The sequence below is a fragment of the Candidatus Nealsonbacteria bacterium DGGOD1a genome, assembly GCA_022530585.1.
Classification (GTDB): domain Bacteria; phylum Patescibacteriota; class Minisyncoccia; order Minisyncoccales; family UBA5738; genus UBA5738.
In genome coordinates this window covers 211313-237778 of the sequence record CP092821.1, presented here as the reverse complement: position 1 = coordinate 237778, position 26466 = coordinate 211313, and the positions used below count along the sequence as shown (strand labels likewise).

The following is a 26466-nucleotide window of genomic DNA, read 5'->3' as shown; positions in this document are numbered from 1 at the left end:
ATTTTGATTTTAATTTGATGAATCTAAACAAAGTATTCTTGATCGGCCGGCTCACGCGCGATCCGGAAATCCGAGTCATGCCCAGCGGCCAGCAAGTGGCGAATTTCGGTCTGGCGACCGACCGGTTCTATGTCGACAAAAACACCAACCAGCGCCAGCAAAAAACCGAATTTCACAATCTGGTTCTCTTTGGACGGCTGGCGGAAATCGCCGGACAGTATCTGAAAAAAGGATCTCTGGCAATGTTTGAAGGCCGGCTCCAAACGCGGGATTGGCAAGATCAGGCGGGCAATAAACGCTATCGCACCGAAATCATCGCCGAATCGATGCAATTGGGCCCGCGCAACAATGAATCAAGCGGCGGCTATCAATCTCCGCAAACACCGGCGAATTACAACCAGAAACCCGCCTCCGCCCAAGGTTATGGCGAAGCAAATCCGGCGGCCAAATCCGCGCCCGAGGAAACCGATATCCCGATCATCGAAGAAGACGGCGACATCAATGTAAAGGACATCCCTTTCTAAACTGCTAAATCCGAATATCCGAATGTTCGAAATCCGAAACAAATTCGAATGTTCAAATTTCCAAATATTCAAACGGATTCATTTTGAAAATTTGGCCATTTGATAATTTGAAAATTGTTTCGAATATTCGAGTTTCGTGCTTCGAATTTTCCTAAAATTATGGCTTGCTATTTTTGCCAAAGAAATATTCAAGAAATCAACTACAAAGACACCGAGACCCTCCAGCATTTCACTTCCGGAATGGGAAAAATCAAACCCAAAAAGAAAACCGGCGTGTGCGCCACGCACCAGCGAATGGTTGCGCGCGAAGTGAAACGCGCCCGCTTCCTGGCCCTGCTTCCATAATCCAAACTTTCACGCTGAAAAACGCCCGCTAAAGCGGGCGTTTTTCGGTGTGTTCATAAATCTTGCAATCTCTATTCTTTGAAATCGTCAAAAGTGGCGTCAATCTTGACTTTCAGTTCGGATTTTATCTTTTCCAAAACTTCGGGATTTTCGCGCAAAAATTTTTTTGACTGTTCCATGCCCACCCCCAGCTTTTGTTCCCCGAACATTATCGATGTGCCGCTCTTTTTAATCACTTCCAAACTCAAACCGGTATTAATCACATCGGAAAATTGCGAAATGCCTTCATTGTAATAAATATCGTATTCCACCACCTTGAATGGCGGCGCCACTTTATTCTTCACGATTTTGGCTTTCACGCGATTGCCGATAATTTCCTCGCCGTGTTTCAACTGGCCGATCCGTTTCAATTCAATGCGAACCGAAGCGTAAAACTTTAACGCCATTCCCCCCGGCGTGGTTTCGGGATTTCCCCACATTACGCCGATCTTCATCCGCGTCTGATTGATGAAAATAACTATTGTATTGGTTTTGGCCGCGATCGCGGAAAACTTGCGCAACGCCGACGACATCAACCGCGCCTGCAGCCCGATCTGTTGATCGCCCACTTCGCCGTCGATTTCCGCGCGCGGAGTCAGCGCCGCCACCGAATCAATAACAATAATATCCACCTGCCCGGATTTCATCAAAGTTTCCACTATTTGCAATGCTTGCTCTCCCGAATCCGGCTGGGAAATCAAAAGATCGTTAACATTGACGCCAATGCGCCGCGCGTATTCCGGATCCAGCGCGTGTTCGGCATCGACAAACGCGCCCACTCCGCCCTTTCTTTGCGCTTCGGCCAGAATATGCAAAGACAATGTGGTTTTCCCGGCTGACTCGCCACCATAGATCTCAATCACGCGGCCGCGCGGAATTCCGCCCACGCCCAAAGCCATATCAAGGGAAATACAGCCGGTGGGAATGACATCGACATCAACCGCTTTGACATCTTTCAATGTCATGATCGCGCCCTCGCCGAACTTCTCGCGAATATCATCCAGCGCCGCCTGCAAACTTTTTCTTTTTTCGGATCGTCCCGCGAGCACTTTGTCGCTCTCGGAAAGTTTTTGTTTTTTAAAAGCCATAGTTTTTCAATGTTCGAATATTCGAAACTCGAATGTTCGAAATAATTAGGTAATATTTTACGCTAAAATGTGCCGCGGTAAGTCGCAGTATCATTGATTATACCGATTATTTGCCCATCCACCAATCTTGACAAAAGTAGTTTTTTATGATATACATTTGTCGAGGAACCTGTTGTAAATGATTAAAAATATTTATATGTCGGATGATAAAATTTAGATTTCCTCTTTTTGTTTTATTCCAATCAAAAAACGGGCGGGCGCCCGTTTTGAAATTGGAAAATCATGCAAAGCGAATTTTGAAATCAATTTTCAATGTAATCGTGGAAATTTGATTTCAGAATTCGCGCGGTTACCGCCGCGTTTGGTGAAAATTGACTTCCCAAAAGCTGAAGTCAAATTTCCCCAAACGCTAGTTTTGTAATTCAAAGTCGAATACAAATCAAACTTTCTGCCAGCCGTCATCGCTTTGGCCGCCTTCGATATCATTGACATCGCCCGACATCCCTCCCGGAGTTTGTATTCCCGCGTCAATCGCGGAAACCAAGACATCGCGGGGTTTGGCGCCATCGCCGGCGCCAACCACTCCCCGTTCTTCAAGCAAGTCGATCAATCTTGCCGCGCGGGCATAACCCACGCGCAACCGGCGCTGCAAAAACGACGCCGAGGCTTTGCGCGCCTGCACCACCACTGTTTTTGCCTGTTCATACATCGGATCATCGCCAAACCCTTCGCCGGTGGATTCGGTAACATTGAACATACTGCCATTGCCGTTGTATTCCCGGCCGGCCTCGCCCATAACCAAGCTTTCCAAAACACCGTCTTCGATCTTGAATTCCGGCTGGGGATTGTTCTCCTTGATCCAGTCCAAAACTTTTTTGCTTTCTTTCTCGGAAATATAAGGTCCCTGAATCCGTTTCGGCTTGGGGTACTCGGCCGACATAAACAACAGATCGCCGGCACCCAGCAATTTTTCCGCGCCGGAAATATCCAAAATCGTGCGTGAATCGATTTGCGACGCCACTTGAAACGCCACCCGGCAAGTGATATTCGCCTTGATCAAACCGGTGATCACTTCCACGCTTGGACGCTGGGTCGCCACAATCAAATGGATGCCCACGGCGCGCGCCATTTGCGCCAATCGCACGATCCCGGCTTCGATTTCCTTGCCCTTGGTGGCCATCAAATCCGCCATTTCATCAATCACAAAAACGATATAAGGCAAAGGTTCGTCGCCGTCCTTGGCGCATTTTTCATTATAACTGCCGATATTGCGCGATTCTTTTTCGCCCAAAATATCAAAGCGGCGGTCCATTTCCGCGATCGCCCACTTGAGCGCGCCGATAGTTTTGTTCACATCGAAAATCACCGGGGTTAAAAGATGCGGCAGTTTGTTATAACCGCGCATTTCCACGCGTTTGGGATCAACCAAAATCAAGCGCAACATTTCCGGCGGGTTGCGATACAGCAATGCCGTCAACACGCTATTCAAGAATATGGTTTTGCCCGTGCCGGTCGCGCCCGCCACCAGCAAGTGCGGCATGCGCGCGATATCGGCATAGATCGGACTGCCCAAAATATCCTTGCCCAAAGCAAGCAATAAATTGGAAGGCGACTGCTGGAATTGGTCGTTGGAAATAAGGTCGCGCAAACCCACGCCCGCGCGGCTTTTGTTCGGAACCTCAACTCCGACCAAAGATTTGCCCGGAATGGGCGCTTCGATGCGGATGGAAGAACTGGCCAACGACAGCGAAAGATCGTTGGAAAGCGCGGTAATCTTGGAAAGCTTAATGCCCTCGGCGGGCTTTAGCGCGTATTGCGTTACCGACGGACCGACAATAATTTCCGGCGACATCTCCACCGGAATACCGAAATTTTCCAAAGTTTTTTTGATGATCGCCGCGTTCTGGGCCGTATCGCCCGCCAGCGGCGCCGAATCGCGCTTGTCCAAAAGATCGATCGACGGAGTTTTATACTGCAGCTTGGCAATCAGCGCGCTCCGCGCCCCGGCGGCTTTTTGCCCGGCCCCGCTTTCGCTTTTATCGTTCTTGGTAACCGTTTTCTTGACATCAAATTTGGTGAATTTGGGCAAATTGATTGTCGTTTTGGTATCGGTTTTTTGGTTTCTAAAAATGCCGCTCGTCGACAACGGATTTTTGGCATTCGCCAAAACCGGCCGCTTTTCTTTTTTTGCCGAAGAAACTTTAAACTCCAATTTTGAAAAATCCGGCATCGGCTGTCCCAAAAGCCACCAAAAAATCGACGCGGACGCGGCCAGAACTCCGGCATAAAAAATCATTGCCACCCAAAAACCAAACAGGTTGTACATCGGCAATGCCAAATAATAACCGATATTGCCGCCGTTGCGGGCGGTAATGTCATAATTCGCCAACAACCCGCTCAATCCCGACAAAAATAGAATTCCGGCCAAAACCAGCGGTCCCGCGAAATGTTCCTGCCGGCGGGAAAAACAAATTATCCCGGCGAAGAACAAAACAAAAGGCAAGGCAAACACCGCGCCGCCCGCCGCCGCCGCCAGCATCGCGACGAACCAATTGCCCACCATGCCCGCGAGCCCAAAAAATCCCAACGCCAAAACCAGCGCCAAAACAATCAGCGCGATACCCGCCGCCCACCGCCCGGTTTGGCCGGGGAATTTGATTGAAGCGGGCAGCTCAAAATGAAAATTATTTTTTTTATGATTTCGATTCGATTTTCTTTTCATACGCAAAGTTTAATAACAATTATTTTACCGGCTTGGGATCGCTCACGCCATTGGGATCGCAACTGTAGACCACGATATCGCCCCCGCGCTTGACCAAAGCCAATAACGGCCGGCAGGCAAATCAACCTCGCCAAAATCCTTCTCCTTTATACTTATATTTTTAAATGAATTAGTAATAGTATTCCTCCTTTCATCGTATGACGGCAAAATAGCTACATTCCCTATATTGATGGCAGTAGATCCTCTAAATGACCCAAATATCCCAGAATGTTCAAATCGCCGCGCAATAACATATATTGGTTCACCGGATGTAACGAACTCCGCAACTGGCCCACCTTCATGAGGATACCCCAACTCCACTTGGCTGGCCGGATTGCCGTCGCAGGGAAGCAGTTGCGTTGTCGGCGCCGGCGGGCCGGGCGGGAAAATCTTTGAAAGAATGAACACAAACAGATAGTCCGCGGCGAAAAACCATATCAACGCCAGCAATCCCAGAATGGCCGCGGCTATTACAGTGGTTTTGATTTTTTTGTTCATTTTATTCCCAATCTTATTTTAATGTATTTCAACGAATCCACCAACAAATTTACGATATCGATTTTGATCCCCTTGCCCGCCGATTTTTGAATCTCTTTTACCAGCAAATCAATACCCCTACTAATACAAAAATAAAAATAAAATTTCCCCAACTTTTCCCCTACTTTTCTGCCTCCATAGTCCATAAATCAAGTAGACTAATTAAATGCGTAGTACAGACCCAAAAACAAAATCACTTCTTTGAAAGATTTAAAAACTTGTTTGGATCATGCAAAAGCTTAGCTGCGATAATTGCAAACAAAATAAAATCAACCATCGGCCAAATATTTAAAGCAAATAAAGTAAACCAATAAAATGGTATCCGCCAAGCGAAAGAGGAAGCAAGGACTGAATTTATCGCGAAAGAAACCCACCAAACAATAAAAAGTTTATTTTTGACTAAAAAAAGTACCAATATCGTATTTATTACTGGCCAAACAAAAAATGAAAAGCTAAATAACCATTCAATTGAATAAACACCATATATCATTGAATCCCCATACAACAAAAAAATAGAATCTGCAAAAACCGACAGCATCGCCAACGAAACAAACACATTTTTTGTTTTCTTCAAAAGCCACGCGGCGAAAAAACCGCAGATAATCAACAAAACAAAGGCGGCTTTGATATCTATGTCCGGATCAATTGATAAAAACATATTTTATTTGATTATTGTTTTATTTTCCCGCGAATACCTAAGAGCGGGTTCACCCCCTCTCTTTGTAAAAAACTTAAAACATCATTTGCTTTTTTGTTTTCGGCGTAAAAACCAACCGCCCCGACCAAAACAAATTTATTTCCTACCGCACCGGCTTGGGATCGCTCACCCCGCCCTCCTCGCAACTATAAATCACAATGTCCCCCGACCCCGACCAAAGCCAATAACGGCCGGCAGGCAAAGTTAATGTGCCATAATACCCTTCACTAAAATTAATTTCCATAGAAATATTGCTGATTATATTTCTTTGAGTATCCCATATTGGTTTTTTTTCTAATAACCCAACATAGACCCCTGTTGTATATTTTTTAAGATCCAAAATACCGCCATGATGAAAATACCTCGCGATAAAATATAAATCACTTCCGCTTGTTGAAAACTCAGCAGTTTCTCCGCCGGTGTATGGCGAACCAAGCTCAACTTGGCTCTTTGGCTCGCAAGGCAAGGTCTCTAATCCTAGTGGTGCTAAAGGCGTAATTACTCCCTGTTTTAACTGATTAAACATCGCCAACAACACAATCATCGCGACAACCGTCACCACCGCAATTACTATCAGAATAATGCGCAAAACCACCTTTAATTTTTTGTTCATATTTTTTATTTATAGAAACTTTCCAAGTTTTGCGGCCAAAAACTCAACGGCCAAGCGGAATTGTAAAATCTTTGATTGCCGATTTTTTTCATCGGCAATTTTTGCCTGCCGGCCAAGTCGGCGATCCTTGCCGGCAGGACAATCTCAATTTCCATCTCGCCGGTTTTATCAATTTCCAAGCCGAGATTTTCCAGCTCGCCTTGCAGATAGAACCAATTTTTGTTTTTGAGCGCGGCGGCGCAAATTTTGCTGTTGCCGCAGAACTTTTTCTCCGGCGACCAATAGACAATCGCGCGGCTGATTTTCAGATTTTGCGCGGCGGCCAATTTTTCATATTTCCAAAAGATATTGTTTTCTTTGAAACTTAAACTGGCAACGGCAGTTTTACCGCCGGAAAAAATCAATTTTAACTCTATGTTTTTCGCCAAATTGTCTTTTGAAAAATCTCGCGGCAATTCAAATTGCCCGGCAATGGCAAATTCTTGATTTTTATTTTTCGCTTTTTGCCATTTGATGAAAGCGGTTTTGACGGCAAGCGACCGCAAGGATTGGCGCGGCTTTTCAACTTCGGCGCTTGTTTGCAAAACTTCTCCCGTGGTTTGATTTTTTGCCATTGCTTGAAACAGCTCTTGGCCTTCAAAGACCGGCAATTCCACGAAGACCCCGCCGTCTTCGTCGGAAGTCAAACTGCCAAAATCCGCGCCGCCGTAGATAATGTTAATCTCTTCTCCCGCGCCGGCGGCAACATTGTCAAAATAAATGCCATAACTCTCTCCCGCGCGCGGCAATCCCGGATAATTCACCCGAAATTGCTTGGCAATGCCCGCCCCTGCGTCATTTTGACTCTCCAAAACAATCGTATGCGCGCCGGGACTCATTTCGGGCAATAGAATTTCCGTGTCAATAATCCCGTTTTCATCGGCAGTCGCTTCTCCGATTTTTTGGGGCTCGGAAAGAATCACTATTGGAACAATCGCGCCCGAAGTGAAGCCGCCCAAATAGAGGCTCATCATTTGCCCGGGTAAAATATCGATCGGGACATTGTTAATCAAAACCCCGTTAACCGCGTCCATCACCGCTTGGCCCGAGGAGGACAAGCAATCCTCCGCGCCGGTTTTGTTGTACGCGGCCAGAATATTGCAAGCGATAACATCATAACCTTTGGCATTGGGATGGAATAATCCTTTTGAGCGATCATAGCGTATTTCACTATTCTCACTGCTAACTTGCTCTGGCTCAATAAAATTAGGTAATAATTTATTATTAAGTCTATCTTTCAAATACTGCTCTATGTTTTGCCAATAATAATATAGCTGCCTTTTCGCCTCTCCCGTATCGCAATCCGCGCCACCGTCAAATACATTCAAGTGAACACCCAAGCATTGCTTCCAAGAATTATACGCCGCCAACAAGTTATCAATCAGCGCGCGGGACTGCGCGTCGCCGTTGCCGTCAAGATTGAGCAGTCGCCTGATTTCGGCGTTAAGGTTGGCTTCTTTGACGCCATTTGCCAACGCGGTTGCGGCATTGGCCGGACAAAGAGCGTTGCCGCCCAAAGAACTTTGCAAACTTGCCAGCTCCAGCCGCGGATTGCTTTGCGCAACCGCAAGCTTTGCTTGATTGATTTTTTCATTGATGGCATTCACTTTCCCGCGGGCATAGCCGATGTCTTCTTTGCGCAAACCCCCGCAATAGGAAAGCGATTTGGTGTTTCGGGGAAGAATGTCGGGATAATCCGCTTGAATCACGCGGGCCTTGGCAAAAGTTTGCAAAATTTTATTTTGCGCCCAAACTTCTTTGGCATAAAGCGCGTTGATCGCGGCATTGCTGTCAAATAAATTATCGTCAATATTCTTGCACGAAGCAAACATATCCACCAAAGTTTTGATCTCCGCCGGAGGATTGGGATATTCCTGTAACGCTTTGCGCAAGATATTGGGCAAAAGACAAGCTTGGATAATTTCTACGAATCCGGCACCGTTACCGCCCATGCCAACGGTAACCAAGTCCACATCAGCAGGAGTTAACCCGGCGTCATTCAGTTTGTTCAATGCTTGTTGAAGCTGTGAATCGGGCGCAATTTGATCGGCGGCCATATCGCCGATCACCGGCGGCTGGCTTCCATTTTCAATCTTTGCGCCGCTGCAGGTTAAATCGATCAAAACAATATCTTCGTCGTTCAATTCGGGATGGAATTTGTTTTTGTTGATTTTGGCATAGTTTTGCAGAGCGCGATGGCAAGAATTGTCGCCGGCAATCAATGTGTCGGTATAGGTGCCTTGCTCGTACCCGCGGGCAAGATATTCTTCGGCGCCCTCAATGGAATTCCCCGCGCCTTCGCCGGATTGGTAGGAATCGCCCAAAGCGACATAGACGAATTTGTCTTTGCCGCCGGCAATCTCGTAATTTTCAAACGGTTGGACCAGCGGGAAACTGTCGGTGTAGCCGCCGATCGGGCAAGCGGCATTGCCAATGCCGTCGCCGTCCGGATCTTCCGTTTGGCATTGGGGCTGGTAATTGCCCGGTTTGCCGCGATAAATTTTGTTTTGATATTTATAGCCAAGCTCTTCTTGCGAATTCCAGTAATTGACATAGTCTTGGTAGGGATACAGCGTGCCGTAGAAATCATTCAGATAGATAATGTTGCCGGCGCTTTGAGTACTCACTCCAGCCGACGAGTTATATTCCGCCGGCAGATTGATGTCATATCCGGTATTGTCGCGGAAGATATTGCGGGTGATTTCGGAATTGCCGGAACCATAGTTCACGATATATATTCCATCCAGATTGGATTCGATGATGTTGTTGCTAATCTTGGCTTCCCAAGCGCCGTAATTCAAGCGGATGCCGGCGCTGTTGGTCGCGCCGCGGATGGTAAAGCCGTTGATTTCAGCCGGACCCGCCGCCGTGATCGCCGACACGGCGGGATCAACGGCTTCGATAACCGTGGCGCCCGGCGCAGCATTTTCAGCTTTTAAAATAATCCTGCCCCCGAAAGCCACATTCTCGCGGTAAACTCCGGGCGCAACCAAAACCGTATCGCCATTGCTCGACGCGCCAATCGCGGATTGGATGGTTTGGTATTCGCTATCCGGCGCAACGGTGAATGTGGCGGCAAAAATAACGCGCGGCAAGAACGATACCGACAACAGCACCAACGCCAAAATGGCCGCTTGCGCGGCCAATCCAAAATTTAAAAAACGATTATGGCGATTGGCGTTTCTTTTCATACGCAGAATTATGAAAATCACACAATTACTCTTTGCCCGCTTCTTCCCGCGCCGCGGCTTGGGCCGCGTCTTTGTTGATTTGATAATGAAAACCCGTGCCCGCCGGAATAAGCTTGCCGATGATCACATTTTCTTTCAAACCGTCGAGTTTGTCCTCCAACCGTTCAAGGCTGGCCTTGATCAACACGCGCGAAGTTTCTTGGAACGATGCCGATGACAACCATGAACCGGTCGTTAACGCCACCTTGGAAACACCCAAAAGCACCGGCACGAATTCCACCAATTTTTTGCCTTGTTTGGCAAGTATTTCATTGGCCTCAAGCACCTGTTTGATTTCGATCACTTCCTTGGGAGTGAACAAACTGTCGCCCGGGTCTTTGATCTTCACCCGCGAGAACATTTGGCGGATAATCACCGCTATGTGTTTGTCGTGGATGGTCGCGCCCTGCGAACTGTAAATGCGCTGGACTTCCTTGAGAATGTATCTTTGGGCCACATCTTTGCCGACAAATTTGTATAATTCTTTTAAATCCAAACTGCCTTCCCAAAGCGGCTGGCCTTTCTTGATTTCGTCGCCCGCTTTCACCAAAACATTGACATTTGAAGGCGCCGAAAAATCAATAATCTGGTAACCTTTGGGCAGCTGGCCTTCTTTGGCCGCCTTCTGCGCTTCAGCCGCCTTGGCTTCGCGGGAAGCTTTGGTTTCTTTCGCATCCTTGGCCGCGTCTTTGGATTTTATCTTGATCTTGATAATTTTATTTTGTCCTTTTTCGGAGATTATCTCGAGAACTGTGCCGTCCGCCGGACAAATTTCGGCCTTGCCGCCGGGAATGCGCGCTTCAAAAATTTCTTCCACGCGCGGAAGACCCGAAGTAATATCCGCGCCCGAAGCCACGCCGCCGGTATGAAATGTTCTCATTGTCAATTGAGTTCCCGGTTCGCCAATGGACTGGGCCGCGATAATGCCAACCGCTTCGCCCATACGCACCATCTTGTTGTTGCCCAAATCCCAACCGTAGCATTTCTGGCAAAGACCATGAATTGATTTGCACGACAAAGGCGAGCGTACTTTAATCTTCTCGATATTCTCGTCAATCAATTTGCGGCCGGTTTCCCAATCGATCAATTCGCCTTCCTTGACAATCATCTCCTTGGTCTTGGAAGATTTGATATTCTCCATCGAAACATGGCCGACAACTTTATAAAGAAAATTTTGGCCGATCTCTTCGGAGTCGCGGAAAAGCACATCAAAACCTTCGGTATCGCCGCAATCATTTTCGGAGATTATCGCTTCATGCGCCACATCAACCAAGCGCCGCGTCAGATAGCCGGCGGTTGAAGTGCGCAATGCCGTATCCACCGTGCCTTTGCGCGCGCCATGAGTGGAATTAAAGTATTCCAACACATCCAAACCTTCTTTGTAGGAATTCTTCACCGGCAGTTCGATAATATCGCCGGAAGGATCAACCACCAAACCTTTCATACCCGCCATTTGTACCGGCTGGGACCATGAACCGCGCGCGCCCGCGTCGATCATTTGGTATACCGAGCTGGTATTGGACAAAGTTTTCGGCACCAAAGCCTCGATTGTCGATTTGGCTTTTGACCAGATATCGATGATCTTGTTTTTCTTTTCATCGCGGGAAAGAAGGCCTTTGGCGTAATAGTCCTCGGTTTTCTCCACTTCCTTTTCCGCGTCTTTGACGATGCCGGCTTTTTCCACCGGAACATGCAAATCATCCATGCCCCATGAAATCCCGGACACGGTTGAGTATTCAAAACCGAGTTCCTTTATCAAATCCAAAGTATCCTCGGTGGTCGCGGTGTCGTATTTGCGAATGATATCTTCGGCAATGCTCTCCAAATCCTTAACTTTCACCATTTGATTCACATAACGGAAATCATCGGGCAAAGTCTGGTTAAAGATAATGCGGCCCGCGGTGGTCTCGATAAACCCGGGCGCCGACGGCTTGATGTCGCGCACTTTGATCTTGGCGCGCAAATCAACTTCGCCAAATTCATAGTATAAAATCGCTTCTCCGGGCGTGGCAAAGACTTTGCCTTCGCCTTTGGCGCCGGGCACTTGGGTGGTCAGCCAATAACAACCCAGCACCATATCCTGATAAACCGTGACTACGGGCGTACCTTTGGCGGGCTTGAGCAAATTCAAACTCGAAAGCATCCTTTCGCGCGCTTCTTTTTGGGCCATCTCCGACAACGGCAGATGAACCGCCATTTGATCGCCGTCAAAATCAGCGTTAAACGCCTTGCAGACCATCGGATGGATTTGCAAAGCTTCGCCCTCGATCAAAACCGGATTGAACGCCTGAATGCTCAAACGATGCAAAGTCGGCGCGCGGTTGATCAACACCAATTTATTTTTTACCACTTCTTCCAAAATCGCCCAGATTTCGTCGGTCTCGGCCTCGATCAAACGCGACGCGCCGCGCACATTAAACGCCATTTCTTTTTCCAAAATGCGGCGGATGACAAAAGGCTTAAACAATTCCAGCGCCATTTTCTTGGGAATGCCCACCTGGTTCAAACGCAAATGCGGCCCGACCACGATAACCGAACGGCCCGAATAATCCACGCGCTTGCCCAAAAGATTCTGGCGGAACCGGCCCTGTTTGCCTTTCAGCATATCGGCCAAGGATTTCAAAAGCCTGCGGCCGCCGGTGGTTGCCTGCGTCGTGGTGCCTTTTCTCATCCCGTTATCGATCAGCGAATCCACGGCTTCCTGCAACATTCTTTTTTCGTTGCGCACGATCACTTCGGGCGCGCCGATCTCCTGCAGATATTTCAAACGGTTGTTGCGATTGATCACGCGGCGGTAAAGATCGTTCAAATCCGAGCTGGCATAGCGGCCGCCATCCAGTTGGACGATCGGGCGCAAATCCGCGGGTAAAACCGGCAACGCGGTGATCAGCATCCATTCCGGACGGATTCCGGCTTGCTGTATCCCCTGCAAAAGTTTCAACCTGATATATATCTTGCGTTTTTCTTCGGGCGAAGATTCTTCCAGTTTCTTTTTCAAAACCTCGATGGTCTTGTCGATATCGACTTTCTCGCAAAGTTTGCGAATGGTTTCCGCGCCGGTACCGGCCGAAAAACATTGGCCGTATTTCAACGACAAATTGCGGTATTCCGCTTCCGAAATCACGCGCATAAACTGAATGCTGTTCAATTCGGATTTGGCCCGGTCGCGGGCGTCGCGCAATTCTTCCAGCGCCCCCTGAAGTTCTTTTTGCGCGGCTTTATCGTCTTTTGCCGTGTTTTGCGAATTTTCCAAACCGAGTATTTTTTTCTGGGTTTTTGTTTTTTCGTTAAATTCCGCTTCAATCTGCGCGGCGATACTTTTCTTTTCCTCTTCGTCAACGGTGATAATCACATACGACGCGAAATAGATCACCTTTTCCAACTGCAACATGGGCAGATCCAAAACCTGTCCGATGCGCGACGGCACGCCCCTCAAAAACCAGATATGCGAAACCGGGCAAGCCAGTTTGATATGGCCCATCCGGTCGCGGCGAACGCTGCTTTTGGTAACTTCAACGCCGCAACGATCGCAAACTATGCCCTTATAGCGCACTCGTTTGTATTTGCCGCAATAACACTCATAATCGCGCTCGGGACCAAAAATCTTCTCGCAAAACAAGCCATCCTTTTCCGGCCGCTGAGTGCGGTAATTGATGGTTTCGGGTTTGGTAATCTCGCCATGCGACCAGGAAATTACCTCCTCGGGCGATGCCAGCTTAATTCGGATCGATTGTAAGTCTTCTACTCGCATTGTTTTTCTTTTACCTCGACGCTCAACCCCAGCGATTTGAGTTCGCTGACCATAAGATTAAACGCTGCCGGTATGTTTGGATGTTTAATTTCTTCTCCCCGAAGAATGGTCTCGTAAGTAGCCGCGCGTCCAGCGATATCGTCGGATTTGATCGTCAGCATTTCCTGCAAGGTAAATGCCGCGCCGTAACCTTCAAGAGCCCACACTTCCATCTCACCGAACCGCTGGCCGCCAAACTGCGCTTTGCCTCCCAGAGGCTGCTGCGTGATCAGCGAATACGGTCCAATACTGCGGGTATGTATCTTATCCTCGACCATGTGGATAAGTTTCATCATATAAATGTAACCAACGGTAATTTTTCCCGGAAACTGCAAACCGGTCCGGCCGTCAAAAAGTTTTTCCTTGCCGTCTTCGGACAATCCGGCCTTTTTTAATTCCACTTTGATATCGGATTCCTTGGCGCCGGAAAGCGACGGCGTAACCGCGTGATAACCCAATTCATGCGCCGCGTAACCCAAATGCGTTTCCAAAATCTGTCCCAAATTCATACGGGACGCCACCGCCATCGGATTTAACACCATATCCACAGGCGTGCCGTCTTCCAAATAGGGCATTTCTTCTATCGGCAAAACGCGCGAAATAACGCCTTTGTTCCCGTGGCGTCCGGCAAGCTTGTCGCCCGCGCGCACTTTTCTCAATTCCGCGATTTCAATTTCGATCCTTTTGATCACGCCCGGCTCAAGCTTGTGGCCCTGTTCGCGCGAAAACACCTTAACTCCCACCACGCGGCCGCGCTTGCCATGTTCCATCATCAACGAAGTGTCTTTTACATCTTTGGCTTTCTCGCCGAAAATCGAGCGCAACAAACGCTCTTCGGCGGTCAGCTCCTGTTCGCCCTTGGGCGAAATCTTGCCCACCAAAATATCATTGGGCTTGACTTCGGCGCCGATACGAACCACTCCTTCTTCGTCCAAATCTTTAAGTTTTTCCTCGGAGACATTGGGGATATCATAGGTGGTCATTTCCGGACCCAGTTTGGTTTCGCGCACATCGCAGGCGAAATTCTCCATATGGATCGTGGTGAATTTGTCGTTGGCGACCAATTTCTCCGAAAGCAAAATCGCGTCTTCAAAATTTCCGCCGCGCCATGAAGTGAACGCCACCAGAATATTGTGGCCCAAAGCCAGATGGCCGTTGACAATCGAACCGCCATCGCACATCGCTTCGCCCTTTTTCACTTTTTTGCCTTTTTTGGCAATCGCGCTCTGATGGAAACAAGTATATTGATTGGTTCTCAAAAATGTTCTCAAATAATAAGTTTTTTCGCCCAGTTCCTTGTCATCGTATTTGACGGTGATATGGCTGCCGTCAACTTCGGTGACCACGCCCGCGCCCTCGGCCAACAAAATATGGCCCGAATCATGGGCAATCCTTTCCTCGCTGCCAGTCATCACCAGCGGCGGATCGGGCTTAACCAGCGGCGTCGATTGCCGCTGCATATTAGAACCCATCAACGCGCGGTTGGCATCGTCGTTCTGTAAAAACGGAATCAGCGAAGTACCCACCGAAAGAATTTGCTGCGGCGAAACATCAATATAATCAATATCTTCCTTGGCGCAAATTTCCGGTTCGCCCTTCATTCTGGCTTCCAGTTTTTTGGGAATGATATTGTTCTTTTCGTCCAAAGGCGCGATCGCGGTGGCGATATTGTATTTTTCTTCTTCGTCCGCGGTCATATATACCAGTTCATCGGTCACTCTGCCTTTGGTAACTTTATAATACGGCGTTTCCAGAAAACCGAAATTATTGATCTTGGTGTAAGACGCCAAATAGCCCACCAAGCCCACATTGGGGCCTTCCGGAGTTTGGATCGGACAAATGCGGCCGTAATGCGAAGGCTGGACATCGCGCACTTCAAATCCCGCGCGTTCGCGGGTCAAACCGCCCGGGCCGGTTGCCGCCAGACGGCGTTTGTGTTCAAGTTCCGACAGCGGATTTTCGTTGTCCATAAACTGCGATAATTGCGAACTGGAAAAAAATTCCTTGATCACCGCCATCACCGGCCGGGGGTTGATCAACTGCATCGGCGACAAATCGACAACTTCCAAAGTCGACATCCGGTCTTTGATGATGCGCTCCATTCTCATAAAACCCAACCGCAGGCGGTTAACCAAAAGCTCATTCAAAGTCCGCACGCGGCGATTGCCCAAATGATCGATTTCGTCGGGTTTTGCCAAAGGATCGTTGTTCAAACGAATAATTTCTTTGATCACCGCGACGATATCGTCCACGGTTAAAACCCGGTCTTTCATTTCAACTTTATCGCCGGTTTTGTCTTTGGCTTTGAGTTGCGGCAGACGCTTCCACATCTTCCAGCGCCCCACTTTGGAAAGGTCATACCGTTCAAAATTAAAGAACATATTCCAAATCAATTCCTTGGCCGTGTCGGCGGTGGCCAGATCTCCGGGCCGCAAACGCTGGTATATTTCCACCAAGGCCTCGGCCTGGTTGTGGGTCGGATCTTTTTTAATGGTTTCCTCGATAAAATCAACCTCGCCTTTGTTAACATCGGCGAAAAGCTCTTTGATCGCGTTGTCGTTGTCAATGCCGAAGGCTCGCAACAAAGTCGTCGCCGGAACGCGGCGCTTGCGGTCGATTTTCACGCCGATAAAGCCGGTATGGGCGGTTTCCAACTCCAGCCAGGAACCGCGATTGGGAATAATTTTAGTGCCAAAAAAGTTTTTTCCGCCGATGTTTTGCGCCGAAAAAAACACGCCCGCCGAACGGATCAACTGGGAAATGCAAACGCGCTCCACGCCATTGACGATAAAGGTTCCCCTTTCGGTCATTAACGGAAAATCGCACAGAAAAATTTCCTGCGTCTTGGATTCCTTGGTTTTTAAATTAACCAGCCTGACCTTAACCCGGATCGACGCTTCATAGGAATCATTGTTCATCCGCGCTTCAAGATCGTTTTTATATTTGGTTTCGTCGAGTTTAAAATCCTCGATCCAAAGCTCAAGCTCTTTGCCGGTGTAATCGCGAATGGGCGAAATCTCGGTAAAAAGCTCTTTTAAATCGTTTCCCCAGAACATATCCCAGCTTTCTTTTTGAAGCACGAGCAAATACGGCAAAGGCAGCGATACATTTGCTTTGCCGAAATTTTTTGTTTTAAGCGCCGCCATAATAATAAATTAAAAAATAAAATATCAAAATTGAAAATTACATTTTAAAATTGAGAATCATCGAATTGAATAATTTTTCAATTTTACATTGTCATTTTGATTTTTGATTTCTAAATTTTAAATTTTCACTAAAATTCCACTGAAAAACAGAAAAACGAGGCTAAGACGCAACAAAAAAGCAAAAATACCCTCTTGAATTACGGGGTATGCTTTTGTCCAAAATTTATGAATTAATTGCGATCAAGGCGGAAAATTTAATTAACTGACGCAATCGGGCTCCAACAACTTATAATTCTAGCAGATGAATCAAAATCTGTCAATTTTGTCGCGTGGCCATTCGCCGAAACCTAAAATTAAAGGGCCTATTCACATCACACTATGAACCCGCACCGGTGATGGGAATCATTGAAATCATTTGATTCCTTAATTTTCGCACTTTTAGCGCGGTTTCTAAATCTGATTTCAATATCCCTCGTTAATGCGAAGATTGGCCCCTTTAATTTTGCATCCGCGATTCGCCGGCAAGGGCCTATCCCCTGCGAGCGATTGGGTTACGGCTGTACCGGATTATCGCCGGAAGGCGCAAAAGGAACGAATTCAGACTCGCCCGCGGCTCCAGGATTAGTGGTCGAAGCGGAATCCGAACCGTCCTGCGGGACTATTGTTTCCGCTTGAAACCCGTTCGCGGTTTGATCGGCCGACTGGCCGCCAAGCGAATTGCCTTGCCGCAAATTTTCAATGGCCTTGGAAACATTATCGATCGAAGCTTGATCCGTAGCGGGCAAAAGCTGAGCCACGATTTCCAATTCTTTGATCGCCTCCTCTTTGTTGTTTTGCTGGTCGTGAATCAACGCCAAGTAGTAATGAGGATCAATATATTGCGGACGCAGGATTATAGCCCGGTTAAAACTGTCTTTGGCTTTGTCCAAATCTTTTTTCAATATGTATACCTGGCCGAGCTCGGTCCACAGCGAAGGATTGTTCGGTTCCAAACTGATGGATTTTTGGTACATATTGATCGCCCAAATATCAAATCCGTCGCTAATCCCGACCAATTGGCGGTAAATATAGCCCCGAGCCGCCCAATTAGTCGAATTGTTCGGATTGGCCGTATCGGTGCTTAACATTGCCGCGTTAACCGCGGTTTGGATATAGGGAGAAGCGGCTTTCATCGCGTCCTCGGGTTTGGCATCCTGCTTGTTCAATTCTTCGCGCGCCTGCGCCAAATATATTTGCGATAATCCGGTTAAATAATTGTCCTGCAAGCGATCGGTGGAATTGGCCGCCGATTCGAGACTCTTGATGGCGCCGGCAAGGTTGTTGCTTTGCAAAGCTTTGACCGCCGACAGATATTCCGCTTCGGCGTAATAGCGCCTTGAAGTCCAAACCAACAATCCGAGCTCCAACACCAATATCGCGACAAATGTCAGAGTTATCGCGTAATTCATCCGCACCGATTTTAACGGCAACGACACCATCTTTTCTTCGTCCATCACAATAATCATTGCCATAAACACCCAAAAAAGCATTGCCAAGCTGAAATTGAACGGATAGAAAAACATTGCCACCACAATCGCCAGCCAACCGCCAAAAACCGCCAGCGGCAATCCTTCGTCATCGTCTTCCCCGGTCAGCGTGCGGAATGCTTCTATGGTCCAGAACACCACGATCAACAGCAAAGCGACTATGCCCAGCAATCCGGTGGTCGCGAGCCGATTGATCATCTCGGAAGACCCGGCAAAGAAAGTTATATTCCAAGCGAAATTATCCTGGTTTAAATCCTGGGGTTTGAATTTTACATAATCATAAATGAAAGTTCCGGGACCGGACCCCAGAAAAAATACCTGCGAAGACTGTTTTAACACATTGATCGCGATATCCGTCGAGGCGCGCGAATCCAACGCCAGTTCCACGGCCGTTTGCGCTTTTATCGCCTTCATCGACGATCCATGGACTCCAAAAACCATATCTTTGGCGAAAATATTGAAAACAAGAAACAAAAGCGCCACAAACAGCACCGCGAAAGAAGCGCTCTTGGCGCGCGAATTTTTGGTCAAAAATTTTTGATCGCTGACGGAAAAAACAAATGTCGCCAACCCGCTGACCGCCAGCACGATCCACGGCGCCAACGAAAGCTCATAGCCGCCGCTCCCGGCTTTTACCGGGAAAAAGTAAGTGATAACGCCGTTGAAAAACACCAGCGCGAAAAACAAAAATCCGGTGCAAACGGCCATTAAGCGCCGGTAAGGATTTTTTTTGACAAACAAAAGCGGGAAAATCGTCGCCAAGATTATCGCCGCGTAAAGAGACAGACTGTTGGCCGTTCCGATCGTATTGAACGAGGCTTCTTTGGTATAGCTCAAGAACGGCAACAAATAAACCCCCCACGCCTGCAAAATACCGTATATGGCCGCGATTGTCGCCGAAATCGTCGCAACCGCGATTAAATTATATGTTTCGATCTTTTTAAAATTGTTGACGATCAAAAAATATAAAAATATAAAACTCAACGCCGTGACAAAACTTTCCGCCACCGGCAAAGGCGCGCCCCACAAACTCCCGTAACTATATAAGGAAAAGATGCTCGAAATCAAGATCACGACCACGGAACCGGCCGCGAAAAAATGCAAAGGATTAAGATTGATATCCAGCTTCTTTTCGCTTAGAACATTCCATATCCAAAAGAAAATTCCCGCGCCGGTAAGAGTGAACAGCAAAAACTGTTTCTGAAAATCAAGCGCGTCTCCCGTGAACGGCAGCGTGAACAACGGTATCAAAAACAAAGCCAGATAAACAACGATTTTGGGAATAATTTTTAACATATTGTATTTTTAAAACACTGATATTGATATTATATTCTTTGTCGGCGACAAACACAACCCGACGGCCTGTGGAAAACCCGTTGCTTATCGATTCTCCGTTTCAATGTCGGTTTTGGAGCAAGAAACTATTCCTTGAACAATCCCCAGCGCCGCGAAAGTGGCAACGAGATTGGAACCGCCATAGCTGACCAGCGGCAAAGGCAGGCCGATAATCGGTAAAAATCCGATATTCACGCCAATATGAATTGCCGCCTCAACCAGCAACAAAGTCGCAAAACCGGCCGCGAAAAGCCGAAAAAAATTATCCCGCGCCCGCGCCGCCGCGCGCGTAACGCGCCATATCAACGCCAACAGCAGCAACAACAGCACGGTTATCCCGACAATGCCGAATTCTTCGCTGATCGCGGCAAAAATAAAATCCGTTTGCGGTTCAGACAGAAAACCATACTGGGTTTGCGATCCTCCGCCGATACCCTTGCCCAGCAACCCGCCGGTTCCCACCGCGATTTTGGTCTGGTTCTGGCTCCACGACACCCCCAACGGATCGTACGGAACAAAGAAACTCATCAGCCGCGCTTTCTGATAATCTTTCATCAAAAACATCCAACCAAGGACGAAAGTGACCAAAAAAACCAAAAATAACAATAAAAAATGGCGCAACTTTATTCCTGAAATCGCCAGCATCCCGACCCAAAGGCCGAGAATCACCAAACACGGCCCAAGATTCGGCTGAAAAAATATCAACGCCGCGGGCAAAGCTATGTACGCTCCGGTAAGCAAAGTATGGCGGATCTGGTACATCGCCACATGGCGGCTGGAAAAATATTTCGCCAGCAAAATCAAAAGTACGGGTTTCAACAACTCGATCGGATCAAGCGTGACCAACCCAAGGTCGTACCAAGTCCGCACGCCGCGGTTGTCCGAGCCGAAAAAAAACAGCCCGGCCAGCGCCGCCACCGACAAAAAATAAAGCGCCAAAATAATCGCCGAATTTTCGCGAAAAATCCGCCAGTCAAAAAAACTCATTGCCAGCATCAGAACGAATCCGATCCCCAAAAAGACCAGCTGTTTATTGAAATTGGTAAAATCTCCGGAATGAAGCGAACTGCTATAAAGCGACAACAGGCCGATCGACGCCAAAAAAACAGCCGCGAAAGCCATAATCCAATCAAACCGCTTAAAATGGGCAATTATAAAATTCATATACCCTCCATATTAAACCAACAAGCGCCAAAAATAAAAAATGCATTGATGTCGGGGTATTAACCCCGCCATCAACCAAAAGATGCTTCCTTTGGAATCCTCATTCTTTTTGTCCCCCGCGGCAAGCCGACGGGGTATAAAAAGAATAAACCTCAAACTCTCATTCGCAAGAGGGTATGGCAAAAACAAACGCCTGAAAAACACGGATCTTTTTTTAGTTTTCTTCGCCGCCGTCTTCCCCGCCGCGTCTTTTTTTCACCGCCGCGATCAACGCGACGACAACAACGATCAGGACAACCGGAATAGCGATAATCAACAAATTGCCGGCGGCGCTTGAATTATCAGCCGCGGCGGCGCAATCAGGATCATCGCCGCCGCCGGCCGAGCAGTCCGGATCGCAAACACAATCAACCGCGGCGCTGCAAGCGCCGTCGCTGGCGCCGGCAACCGGTTTTCCGCAAGCGACAGGTTCTTGTTGAGCGGGAATGGCGACTTCATTTAAAACCGCGGCTTCCAGCTCCGGATTTTTATATTCAAAACTAATCACCGAAGAAACCGCGGCCTTGCCGCCCGCGTCATCTTTGCACCGCACATAATAATCGTATCGGCCGTAATCGTTTAAATCCACTATCGCTTGCTGGTTTTGGCCATCGGTTGCCGAAAATTGTCCCGGCATCGCGTCAAAATCCTGATCCCGGGTTGACCAGCGGCATTGAGCCGCCTTATCGGTAACCGCCGTCAGCATTACGCTTTTCTGATAAACCGGGCTGGCAGGTTGCAATTCGGAAACTACCGGCGGAACTTTTGAAGCTGGCGCGTAATCAAAATTGATTTTAACCGAATCGGCGTTCTTGTTGCCCGCCGCGTCTTTGCAACGGACATAGTAATTGTAATTTCCGGGACTGGACAATGTTATTGTTTTGCTCTGATGAACGCCGGCGGCGGTATCCATCGTATTTTCCATCGAATCGTAATCCGTATCGGCAATATCGTACCTGCAAGTCGCTTTTTCGCCGGTAACGCAAGAAATAACGGTCGTGGCATTGGTGATGGCGCCCGATGGCGCCAGACCGGAAATCGCCGCCGGAGTTTTATCCGCGAGACCCGCGGTGGATGAAACAGTTGAAGACGCTTGAATATTTGGCGCGGCAATAGTGGCGGCACCGGTTGCCGAAACATAATCAAACGATATTTTGCTTGGTATCTGATTGGCATTGCCGAAAGCGTCTTTGCAACGCACATAATAAGTGTACTTGCCGTAAGAACTCAAAGATACCGGCGCCGAATGATAAAGCTTGTTTGAAGTTTTGAACGGTAAAGTCATCTGGTCAAAACTTCTATCATACCAGCTATAACGGCAATCCGCGGCCTCGTTGGTGGTCGCAACCAAAACCACGCTGGAATTGTATGCTTTCCCCGAAGGCGCCAAACCTGAAATTACAGGCGCAAGCGCGTCTTTAACGCCGCAAACGCCGGACGCACAGATTTGTCCCGAAGAACAGGCAACCGCCGCGCTCCATTCCAAACAGCTGTCGGCATCGTAATTGCCGCAGGTTTGGACACCGTTGCCGCCGCATTGCTTGGCGCCGCTAGAAGAACAATCATTGACACAGGCGGCAATACAAACGCCATTTTTACATATCTTGCCGCTCAAAGCGCAATCCTGAACATTATTCCATGATGAATCTTGAGTGCACGCGCCGGCGGCGCAATCTCTAACAACGGTTTCCTGCTGAAGCCAATTACCGCCGCATTGATAATTTGAGGTCGACCCGCTATTACCGCAATTCTGGTAAACATCGCCGCGAACTCCGCAAGAATCATACCAATAAACATTGCCGTTATAACATTTTTTGGAATACTCGGCGGTACAATCGTCGCTACTGGCAACGCAAACGCCGGACGCACAGATTTGTCCCGAAGAACAGGCAACCGCCGCGCTCCATTCCAAACAGCTGTCGGCATCGTAATTGCCGCAGGTTTGGACACCGTTGCCGCCGCATTGCTTGGCGCCGCTGGAAGAACAATCATTGACACAACTAGAAACGCATTGGCCGGACGCACAGATTTGTCCCGAAGAACAGGCAACCGCCGCACTCCATTCCAAACAGCTGTCGGCATCGTAATTGCCGCAGGTTTGGACACCGTTGCCGCCGCATTGCTTGGCGCCGCTGGAAGAACAATCATTGACACAACTAGAAACGCATTGGCCGGAAGCGCAAGTTTGGCCGGAAGAACAATCGCCGCAATAAATCGTACCGCCGCAATTATCGCTCATATTGCCGCAAACATTGCCCTCTGACGCGCAAGTACGGCAAGTCCCCTGGCAATACATTCCCGTATTGTAAGCGGTTGAAGTGTACGCGGAAGAAAACGGCAAGGAAGATATGCAATAATGGTAACCGCCAATCTTTTGGCAACTTCCGGATTCGCACTCCCCAAAAAGATCACAACCCCAGCCGCCCACCAAGGTCTTCCAAACCCCGTTGCGGCATATCTGCCGGCCCCAAAGATTTTCTCTTATTTCGCCGCTAGCCACGCATTGGCGACCAAAAACAAGGCCGTCTCCATAACCGCAAGTACCCGAAGGGCAGCAAACCGTATTATTGCATAAAGTTCCCGAAGGACATGCTTCACCGTTGGCACAACCTTGAGCCAAGCCAGAGTCAAAAGCGCAACTTCGGCAAAAACCGGCATCGCCGAAAGTTTGGCACCATCCCTCATCGCAACCGCCCCAAGCCGAATTATTGCAACCCCAGCCATTCAACCGCACTTTCCATATCCCGGAACGGCAAATCAAACTCGCCCAGGAATTTTCTCGAATTTGGCCGCTGGCAACGCATTCGCGGACAAAATAAACATTATCGCCCCAACCGCAATAACCGGACGGGCAACAGACCGTATTGTTGCAAGCCGTACCTGAAGGGCAGGCTTCACCGCTGGCGCAACCCTGCAAGCTGTCAGCCTCAACCAAGGAATCATTTTGAAAGTTGAAAAAGTGCCAACAACCGCCGATTGCAAGCACGGAAATCAAAATGGCAAATCCTATATTTTTTCCAAGTCTAATCATATATGTTCATACAAGTTTATAAACCGAAACCTATTTTTAGAATTAAAAAGATATCATAACAGAACTACACTACAACCTCCACCAACTCCCGGAAAAACCGGCGATTTGCATTAAAATTCCGACGATAATCCAGGCAAAAATCATAAGCGCGTAACCGATGCCGATCGCTTTCCACATCATTTTGATTTTTCCCATGATATCCTGACCGCCCAGCGGCGAATAGAAAATCAAGCCCGTGATCAATGCCAGAATCGGCAAAAGAAACACCGATAATTTAAAAAGCAGAAAATCAATAAAAACTTTTGCCAGCAGCAGCAAATGCTTGGGCTGACAAGCTTCCCGATCGTTCCAAGCGGTTTGCGGATCATCATAACCGACGCCGCAAAGCGCGAACGCGGATTTGTTTTCCGGAATATGCTGGGACAAAATAAAATCTGTTTCGCTTTCCGGACCGGAGCTTTCGCATCCGGCATCGGCGCAAGGCCGCACCGCCAAACGGTAACCGCCCAGGCATTTTAATTCCGCGACATCCGATGTCCGCGAAATTATTTTGTCGATCTTTTCCTGAACACATTCTTGCTTTTCCGCCGATGAAACAAATTCCAAAACATAATGGTAGGCAACTGCGCCCTTAACTTCTCCCCAGGATATATTTTGCGATACTTGATCGGCCCAGACCGTGGAACCGGCCCCGGGCTTCAAATCGGCCGCCCCCTGCAGCTCGGAAGCGGTGAACGGTTTTTCGCCGCTCCACGCGCCGCAAACCGTGCCATCGGAATGAGCGCAGGTCTGGACTTTCCACGAATAACTTTGCGCCTGGCCAATGTCGGGATACCCAAGAGTGTATTTCGGGTTTTTCAAAAATTCAATATCGTTTAAAAGCGCGGTTTTGGTTTCGCCGCTGGATTTGAAAAGGCTGAAATTGTAGGATTTCGCGCCGGGTACCGCTTCCCAGGAAAAAATCGCCGGGACATTGCCTTCGACTTTCATCGTTTCGGGCTTGGGCGGCCGGCCCGTGGTACGGAAAACAAACCATTCGGACCAGCTGTCGCAATCGGAAGAATTGAAATAAGCGCAAGCTTTAACTCGCCACTTGTATTCCGTGTCGGGCTTTAAATTATCCGCATCGAATAATTTTTTTTCATTGGCATTCATTTTTTCATTCGGAACCGTCGGCCAGTCGACTTTTTTGCTGCCCGGTAAAAAAGAAGCCTGATAAACGAATGAATTCGCGCCGTCCGGAATAGTCCATGTTATCGCCAGCGGCAAGCCCACCGGTTCAATTCCGTTCGGATCGTTTTTGGGCGAAACCGCTCCCGGAACTCCGATCAATTCGATCTTGGTTGTAAATTTCCATGATTGACTGCCGCCGCCGCATTTATAGGCAATATCGTCAAAACAAGTTTGCACCGACCAGTCATAAAGCCGATCGCGCGTGAAAAGCGCGAAATGCTGGCGGCTCTGCTCCGGATACTTAACAACCGAATTATCCGGCAATTGCGGGTCGACAATAACATCTTCAGCTTTGCATTTGCCGGTTGAACTCAAAAGCGGATGGCATTTCAGAGCATTTTTCTCTTTTTCATCGGATAAAACCATCAGCTTGTACGATTTGGCATATGCCACTTTATCCGATGTCTGGTATTCGGCCGGTAATTTGGCCGCACACCACCTTAATTGCATCCCCTTGAAAGAATAACTGTTCGAAACGCAAAACGGCTGGCACCGCAGAACCCAATCGCCCGGTTCGGATTGCAGCACATTTTGGCATAACTGCGGCGGAGGCGTGGGATTATATATCCATGAAGTGCATTTGCCATATACCCAATCCGCGTCATAAGGAGCAATCAATTCCGGTGCCGAGGTCGTGGAAAATTTGAAGTCTTTATAACTGCCGCATTCCGTTCCATCGGCCTTGCAGCACGGCTTAACCCGCCAAGTTATCTCCGAAGAAGAATTAAAAAAACAGGTTCCGCCGTCGATCGTCGAAACAAAATGGTCATAAGGCAAAACTTTCTTGAATTCGCCTTCCTGCTGAAGCTGGTAATTGTCGTTGTCAATTTCTATCGTATAGGATTGAATATTGCCCGCGCCGCCAAAAAGAGCGTTGTTTTCCCAATCGAATTTCAGCGGCATAGTGCGGTCGTCGGGGCCATTATTGCCACACGCATCCGGCGGTTTGCCATGATCGCAAAACGGTTTATCGTAATATCGGTCGTTTTTTGCTTGATATTCTTTTTTTGCCAAACACGATCCGGCGCAAGCGCAAGACCCTTTGCCCGCGTCGCATTTTTGCCATCCTTGGCACGCGGTTTGCGAATGAACCGTACAACCGGAGCCGCAAGCCGTATCGCACCAAATATCCTTCAAAGTTCCTTTACAACCGTCTTTTTCCGCGTCGCCGCACTCATAGCGGCTATGGACGAAATTGGGAACGCAATCTTCTTCGGCCCGCGCGGCGGCGAAAAACGCGAAACAAAAAACCGCGGCAACGGCCAAAACCGCCCCCGCTGTTTTTTTATTGAAATTTTCAAAATCAAATAATTTTCGAACTGGCGCCAT

General features: G+C 48.3%; 14 protein-coding genes. 2 read left to right on the top strand and 12 right to left on the bottom strand.

Features of this window, described 5'->3' with window-relative positions:
* Window positions 1-17: 17 nt before the first annotated feature.
* Window positions 18-524: a single-stranded DNA-binding protein gene (locus L7H18_01175; GenBank protein UMX48140.1), complete on the top strand. Its 507-nt coding sequence runs from the start codon at window positions 18-20 to the stop codon at window positions 522-524.
* A 159-nt stretch (window positions 525-683) separates the two neighbouring features.
* Window positions 684-869 carry a 30S ribosomal protein S18 gene (rpsR, locus tag L7H18_01170; protein ID UMX48139.1) on the top strand — a complete coding sequence of 62 codons (186 nt, stop codon included), beginning with the start codon at window positions 684-686 and terminating at the stop codon, window positions 867-869.
* A 71-nt stretch (window positions 870-940) separates the two neighbouring features.
* On the opposite strand, the gene recA is transcribed toward rpsR, so the two are convergent.
* The 12 genes from recA to L7H18_01110 all read right to left on the bottom strand — a co-directional run bounded on the left by recA (window position 941) and on the right by L7H18_01110 (window position 26466).
* Window positions 941-1996, bottom strand: coding sequence for a recombinase RecA (gene recA, locus L7H18_01165; GenBank protein UMX48138.1), 1056 nt, complete (start codon window positions 1994-1996; stop codon window positions 941-943).
* Window positions 1997-2435: 439 nt separating this feature from the next.
* Window positions 2436-4718, bottom strand: a complete 2283-nt coding sequence (locus L7H18_01160) for a DNA translocase FtsK (GenBank protein ID UMX48137.1) — start codon at window positions 4716-4718, stop codon at window positions 2436-2438.
* Between the two features lie 42 nt (window positions 4719-4760).
* A complete protein-coding gene (locus tag L7H18_01155; GenBank protein ID UMX48136.1) occupies window positions 4761-5255 on the bottom strand; it encodes a hypothetical protein in 495 nt (164 codons plus the stop codon).
* A gap of 232 nt (window positions 5256-5487) precedes the next feature.
* Window positions 5488-5952 (bottom strand): hypothetical protein, encoded by a 465-nt coding sequence (locus L7H18_01150; GenBank protein ID UMX48135.1) that lies wholly within the window; start codon window positions 5950-5952, stop codon window positions 5488-5490.
* A gap of 142 nt (window positions 5953-6094) precedes the next feature.
* Window positions 6095-6604, bottom strand: coding sequence for a hypothetical protein (locus L7H18_01145; GenBank protein UMX48134.1), 510 nt, complete (start codon window positions 6602-6604; stop codon window positions 6095-6097).
* Between the two features lie 5 nt (window positions 6605-6609).
* Window positions 6610-9834: a hypothetical protein gene (locus L7H18_01140; GenBank protein ID UMX48133.1), complete on the bottom strand. Its 3225-nt coding sequence runs from the start codon at window positions 9832-9834 to the stop codon at window positions 6610-6612.
* A gap of 25 nt (window positions 9835-9859) precedes the next feature.
* A complete protein-coding gene (gene rpoC, locus L7H18_01135; GenBank protein UMX48132.1) occupies window positions 9860-13624 on the bottom strand; it encodes a DNA-directed RNA polymerase subunit beta' in 3765 nt (1254 codons plus the stop codon).
* Window positions 13615-16809, bottom strand: coding sequence for a DNA-directed RNA polymerase subunit beta (locus L7H18_01130; GenBank protein ID UMX48131.1), 3195 nt, complete (start codon window positions 16807-16809; stop codon window positions 13615-13617). The genes rpoC and L7H18_01130 overlap by 10 nt, the downstream gene beginning before the upstream one ends.
* Before the next feature lie 551 nt (window positions 16810-17360).
* Entirely contained in the window at window positions 17361-19631 is a 2271-nt protein-coding gene (locus L7H18_01125) for a tetratricopeptide repeat protein (protein UMX48130.1), read from the bottom strand.
* Between the two features lie 84 nt (window positions 19632-19715).
* Complete coding sequence (locus tag L7H18_01120; GenBank protein ID UMX48129.1) at window positions 19716-20792, bottom strand: FtsW/RodA/SpoVE family cell cycle protein; 1077 nt, start codon at window positions 20790-20792, stop codon at window positions 19716-19718.
* Window positions 20793-21048: 256 nt separating this feature from the next.
* On the bottom strand, window positions 21049-23904 hold the full coding sequence (locus L7H18_01115) for a hypothetical protein (GenBank protein ID UMX48128.1): 2856 nt from the start codon (window positions 23902-23904) through the stop codon (window positions 21049-21051).
* A gap of 69 nt (window positions 23905-23973) precedes the next feature.
* A complete protein-coding gene (locus L7H18_01110; GenBank protein ID UMX48127.1) occupies window positions 23974-26466 on the bottom strand; it encodes a fibronectin type III domain-containing protein in 2493 nt (830 codons plus the stop codon).